This is a genomic window from Corallococcus terminator (assembly GCF_003611635.1).
GTDB classification, from domain to species: Bacteria; Myxococcota; Myxococcia; order Myxococcales; family Myxococcaceae; genus Corallococcus; species Corallococcus terminator.
In genome coordinates, this window is record NZ_RAVZ01000469.1 from 1 (window position 1) to 5,842 (window position 5,842).

A 5,842-nucleotide genomic window follows, 5' to 3' on the forward strand; every position below is an offset into this window, starting at 1 on the left:
ACGCCTGCGCCCCGTACAACGCGCGGCGCACGCCCTCCACCGAGAAGCGCATCGGGTTGAGCAGCATCACCCACGACAGCACCGGCCCCGCGCCCTTCACCGGGAACATCGCGCCGGACAGCACCCACATGGGCAGCATCACCAGGCTCATCACCGCGTGGTAGCCCGCGCTGGAGCGCACCCACCACGCCAGCGCCATCCCCATCCCGGTGAGCGCCAGCGCCGACAACACCATCACCGCCGCGAGCAGCGGGTAGTCCACCGCCCGCACGTCCACGCCCGCCAGCGGCGCGAACAGCAGGAACAGGGACGCCTGCATCAGCGCGATGGTGGACGACCCCAGCGCCTTGCCCAACACCACCGCCAGCCGCGACCCCGGCCCCGCCAGCACCGCCTGGAGGAAGCCCTCCTTGCGGTCCTCGATGACGGTGATGGTCGCGAAGATGGCGCTGAAGAGCACCACCATCGTGACGACGCCCGGGAAGAAGAACTGCTGGTAGCCCAGCCCCTGCGCGCCCTCCACGCGGAACGAGCCCGCGAACCCCGAACCGATGACGAACCAGAACAGGATGGGCTGCGCCAGCGCGCCCACCACGCGGCTGGGCTGACGGAAGAAGCGCACCACGTCGCGCACGAGCAGCACCCGCACCGTGGCCCACTGCAAAGCGAGCGTGCCCGGCTCACGGCGAGAGGCCGGTGCCACGGGCGAGGCCTCCGGGGCTTCCCCCTGAGCTTCCATCGGCGAGGGAACAGGCACGGGGATGTCGGCGCTCATCGGCGTTTCCTCGGCGCGGGCACGGGCGCGGGCGCATCCGCCCCCAACGCCTTCCCGGTGAGCTGGAGGAACACGTCCGCCAGCGTGGGCCGGCGCAGCGACACGGAGGCGAACCGCCCCGGAGGGAAGGCCTCCACCAGTCGCGGCACCAGCGCATGTCCTTGCGCGGCCTCCACCTGCACGCGCCCCTCCACCACCTTCGCCTCCAGCCCCAACTTCTCCGTCACCTGCGCGGCGAGCGCTTCCGGCTCCGGCCCTTCCAGCGTCAGGATGTCGCCGCCCATGCGCGAGGCCAGCGCCCGGGGCGTGTCGCACGCCACCAGCTTCCCGGCATCCAGCACCGCCAGCCGGTCGCACCCTTCCGCCTCGTCCGCGCGGTGCGTGGTGAGCAGCACCGTGACGCCCTGCGCGTCGCGCAGCCGCTTGAGGTGCGTCCAGAACGTGCGGAAGGCCGCTTCGTCCAGCCCCTGCGTGGGTTCGTCCATCAGCACCACGCGCGGCTGGTGCACCAGCGCCCGCGCCAGCTCCAGCCTCCGGCGCATGCCACCCGACCAGGTGCCCACCCGCTCGTCGCCCCGGTCCAACAGGCCGATGAGCGACAGCATCGTCTCCACGCGCGCCTTCGCGTCCGCGCCGGTGAGGCCATACAACCTGGCCCCCAGCAGCAGGTTCTCCCGAGCGGTCAGCAGGTCATCCAGGCTGCCCTTCTGGAAGATGACGCCCATCTGCCGGCGCAGCGCAGGGTCGCTCAGCGCCAGCACTCGGCCGGCGAAGTGCACCTGCCCCGCGTCCGGCGCGAGCAGGCCCGCGAGCAGTTGGAAGGTGGTGGACTTGCCGGCGCCGTTCGGGCCCAGCAGGCCGAGAATCTCCCCCGGCTGCACGGACAGCGACAGGCCATCCACGGCGGTGCGCCCGCCGAAGCGACGCGTGAGCCCCTCGATGCGCAGGAGCGGCGGGGGCGGAGTGGCAACCGAGGTGTCGGGCATGAAGGGCGTCCTCGCGCGACACGGACGCCGCGCGGGCCCGCTAGCCGCGGGGGACGCGGTCCAGCGTCATCGCGGCGAACAGACCGGTGAGATACACGAGCGAGAACAAGAACGTCTGGCGCGCCCAGGGCTTCCCCAGGTGCTTGAAGAAGCCCCACGCTCCCATCCCAAGGAAGCTCAGCCCCAGCACCACCGCCGCCGCCAGGTACCACGTGCCGGCGATGTGCAACTGGAAGGGGAGCAGCGTCATCGGCACCAGCGCCACCAGGTACAGCACCACCTGCGCGCGGCTGGACTCGTCGCCCCGCTCGATGGGCACCGACTTGAGGCCCGCCGCCGCGTACTCCTCCTTGCGGTACAGCGCGATGGCGATGAAGTGCGGCATCTGCCAGAGGAACATGATGGCGAACAGCGCGAAGCCGCCCGCGTCCACCGTGCCCGTCACCGCCGTCCAGCCCATCAGCGGAGGCAGCGCGCCAGGCACGGCGCCCACCAGCATCGCCGCGGACGTGCGGGCCTTGAGCGGCGTGTAGGCCAGCACGTAGCTGAGCAGCGCGACGAGCCCCAGCACGCCCGTGAGCAGGTTGGCGCCCAGCACCAGGGCCGGCAGCGACACCGCCGCCAGCGACAGGCCGAACCACAGCGCCGTGGACGGATCCATGCGCCCGGCGGGCAGCGGCCGGTTGCGCGTGCGCGCCATGAACTGGTCGCTGTGGCGTTCCATGTAGCAGTTGAACGCGTTCGCCGCGCCCACCGTGCCCGCGGTCGCCAGCAGCGTCACCAGCGAGCGCACCGGGCCCAGCGGTCCCGGCGCCAGGAACATGCCGCCCGCCGCCGTGATGAGCACCAGGGACGACAGGCTCGGCTTGGTGAGGGAGATCAGGTCGGACGCGGTGGTCGACTGGGACAGGGCACGCGCGCTCACGCAGACTCCAACAGGTGGCCCCGGACCGCGTGTTCGCTTCCGGCCGAGGGGACGTGGGTGGCCCCTCCCATACCGTCACCCGGCGGGGGTGGCAAGGCGGAGCCGCCCGGGCACATCAGCCTGCCTGTCGCCCCCCGTCAAAAACGAAGCGCCGCGAACCCCCTGTCGGGATTCGCGGCGCGGGGTGCGGCGGGCACTACCAGGGGTGGGCTACATGCCCAGTCAATTGCCCGCGAGCCGCTGCGCGTCGGTGAGGTACTCGCCCTTGGGCTCGCGCTTCACGTACTCCTGCGCCAGCGTGCGGACCTTGGCCGTCTGCTTGGGGTCCTTGGCGAGCAGCGCGGCGTAGAAGTAGTACACCGGCGAGTAGCCCTCGTCGGAGCTGAGCGCGCGCTGGTAGGACTCGTCCGCCTTGGCCGCGTTGCCCTGGCCCTGGTAGACGCGGCCCAGCTCGGTGAGCGTCATGGCGACGCGGTCCGGCTGACCGAAGAACTCCTGGCTGGCCTTCTCCAACTGCTCCTTCGCCTTGTCCCACTCCGAGCGCTCCCGGTAGATGGCGCCCATGGCGAGGCGGGCCTCGGGGTTCTTCGCCTTCGGGTCCTTCACCGCGCGCTGGTACTGCGTGAGCGCCTCATCCAGCTTGTTCTGGCGGCGGTAGGCGTTGCCCAGCATTACCACCAGCTTGGGGCTGTCGCCCATCGTCTTGAGCGCCGTTGTCAGCGCCTCGGAGGCTTCCTTCTCGCCGCCCGGCTTGCCCATGAGGGCCTTGGCCAGCTCCACGTGGAACTGGGCGCGGCTGGAGTCCACCTTGATGGCCTTGCGGATCTCCTCCGCGGCCGCGTCGAAGTTGCCCTCGGCGAACAGGCGCCGGCCCTTGATGAGGTTCAGCTCCGGGTTCTGCTTGTCGAGCGCGAAGCCGGTCTCCTCCGCCTTGAGCACCTCCGCCTTCGCCTTCGCCGCATCCACCGGCACGCCCGTCGCTTCGGCCAGACTCTGCTGCACTTCCGGCTTGAGGCCAGGCATGGCCAGCGACACGCGGGCGATGAGCAGCGAGCGCGCGAGCTGCGCGGCGGCGAGCTGACGCGGGCTGGGAGGCGGATCCACCTCCAGCAGCTTCTTGATCATCTGATTGACCAGCCCGTAGTTGGGCTCGTCCTGATCCAGCATCAGCAACGACCGGCCCAGCAGCGACTCCGGGTGGTCCTTCTCGTAGCGCAGCGCGAAGTCGTAGTTCTTCCAGGCGGTGTTGTCCTGGCCCAGCCGGCGGTACACGGCGCCCAGGCCCGCGTAGACGCGCGGATCGTCCGGAGCCAGCGTCTGCGCGCGCTCCAGGCTGTCGCGCGAGCGCTCCAGGTCTCCGGCGTTCATCTGGATGAGGCCCAGCGTCAGGTACAGGAGCGAGGACGCCTTGTTCTTGTCGTTGAGGTCCTTGACCTGCGCATCCAGCTCGGTGAGGGCTTCCTTGCCCTTGCCGCTGTAGGTCTTCACCAGGGCCTGCGCCGCGATGAGGTGGCTGGAGAGCTCCTGGGTCTTCTGGGCCGCCGCCAGGTGCTCCTCGGCCTGCCGACGGGCGTCGTCGCCGCCGCCGTGCTCACCCCAGCGGATGGCGTAGGCGTACGCGAGGTAGCCGTGGGCGGCGGTGGAATCCGGATCCACCTCCAGCGCCAGGTCCGCCGCCTCGCACGCCTTCTTGTAGCTGACGAACGAGTCGTGCTTGAGCTGCTCGGTGGCGACGTCCAGGTTCTTCTTCAGCTCGCGGCCGCGCTTCTTCGCCTGCGCCGAGTACCAGCCGTAGCCACCCGCGAACAACGGGATGAGCAGCAGCAGCACCAGCGACAGCGTCTTGCTGCGGTTGCCGCCAGCCGGAGTCTTGCGACGCGACGAGGGCTCATCCTCGTCCTCGTCCACCTCTTCCACCACGATCTGCGGGCGGCGCTGGGAGGGCGGACGCGTGCCGACCTCCGCCGGACGGGAGGCACCGGACGGGCCGGGACGGGACTGCGGCTGCGTTCCGACGCGGCCCACGGGCGTGCTGGAAACGGGCGGGCTCGCCACCGGGACGGTCGCGGCGGCGGGAGCCTCCACGGCGGCGGGCGGCGGCGGGGCCACGGGCGCGAGCACCGGCGTGGGCGCCACGGGGCGCGGAATCTCCACCTTGTACTGCTGGAGGAGCGTGACGGTCTCCGGGTCGCCGGGATCCGCCTGGTAGGCCTTGAGCAGGTTGGCGCGGCCGACTTCCGACTCGCCACCCTTGATCTGCAGCACGCCCGCCATGCGCAGGGCGGCCTTGTCTTCCGGCTGGACCTGGAGGGCCCCCTGGACTTCTTCCAGGGCCTTCTTGTCCTTGTTCTGCGCCGCGTAGACACGGGCCAGGAGAAGGCGTGGATCGGCCGCTGTCGGATGGGCTTTCACGCCCTTCTTGCAGACGACCATCGCCTCCATGAAGCGCCCCAGGTCGAGGTACGCCTCCGCCAGGGGCTTGTACGCATCTGACGAGGGATCGGAAGCGAACGAATGCTCAAGCTTCGCGAGCTCGGTGGGGCTCAACGTCTTTGAAGGAGAGGTGGACATGAACCAGATGGAAGCCCGGGGGTCCGGGAAGGATGCGGTACTGAAGAGCGGTTTTTATGGCATCCGCTGCGCGGCACGTCAATCGCAGGGTTGCTGGCGAAAACGAGCTGCTTGACAGCAAGGTCAGGCTTCGGTACTAGCCCCATCACCTCGCCGGTCCCAACACCGCCGGGGCGCAGGGCAGGCAGTCGTGGTCCATTTTGGGGGCGTAGCTCAGTTGGGAGAGCGTCGCGTTCGCAATGCGAAGGTCGTCGGTTCGATCCCGTCCGCCTCCACCATGAAGAAAACAGAGGGCCTCACGGGAAACCGTGAGGCCCTTTGCATTTCAGGCACTTCCGGTCGTTGCCGAATTGCAAAGGCGTCGGGCTTTGTTATCCGGGGCCGATGACCGACCCGTCCGCCTCCCTGTCGTTCTTCGCCCGCTTCTGGCTCGCCTGGCTGTGCTTCTGGCGCTGCCTCGTGTCCCGCGAGTTCGCGCAGGCCGTGTTGCCGACCAGCCGCGCCTACGATGCCGGTCAGCTCAAGGAGCTTCCGGCCGGAGACATGGCCCCCCCGCCGCCCGCGAAGGTGCCCGCCGTCCAGGCC

General features: G+C 70.1%; 4 protein-coding genes, 1 tRNA gene and 1 pseudogene. 2 read left to right on the forward strand and 4 right to left on the reverse strand.

What is annotated here, in order from left to right:
• From D7V88_RS38215 to D7V88_RS38230, 4 genes are all read right to left on the reverse strand, one after another.
• The coding region (locus tag D7V88_RS38215; RefSeq protein ID WP_120545473.1) for an ABC transporter permease at positions 1-775 on the reverse strand (775 nt) is incomplete at its 3' end.
• Positions 772-1,761 (reverse strand): ABC transporter ATP-binding protein, encoded by a 990-nt coding sequence (locus tag D7V88_RS38220; RefSeq protein ID WP_120545470.1) that lies wholly within the window; start codon positions 1,759-1,761, stop codon positions 772-774. The genes D7V88_RS38215 and D7V88_RS38220, both read right to left, overlap by 4 nt.
• A 40-nt stretch (positions 1,762-1,801) precedes the next feature.
• Positions 1,802-2,686, reverse strand: a complete 885-nt coding sequence (gene cyoE, locus D7V88_RS38225) for a heme o synthase (protein WP_120545471.1) — start codon at positions 2,684-2,686, stop codon at positions 1,802-1,804.
• A 222-nt stretch (positions 2,687-2,908) separates the two neighbouring features.
• Positions 2,909-5,257 (reverse strand): tetratricopeptide repeat protein, encoded by a 2,349-nt coding sequence (locus D7V88_RS38230; protein ID WP_120545472.1) that lies wholly within the window; start codon positions 5,255-5,257, stop codon positions 2,909-2,911.
• Positions 5,258-5,459: 202 nt separating this feature from the next.
• Between D7V88_RS38230 and D7V88_RS38235 the strand changes: the two genes are divergently transcribed.
• A tRNA-Ala gene (locus D7V88_RS38235) sits at positions 5,460-5,535 on the forward strand.
• Positions 5,536-5,641: 106 nt separating this feature from the next.
• Positions 5,642-5,842: pseudogene (locus tag D7V88_RS38240) on the forward strand (DUF2760 domain-containing protein); the annotation flags it as partial.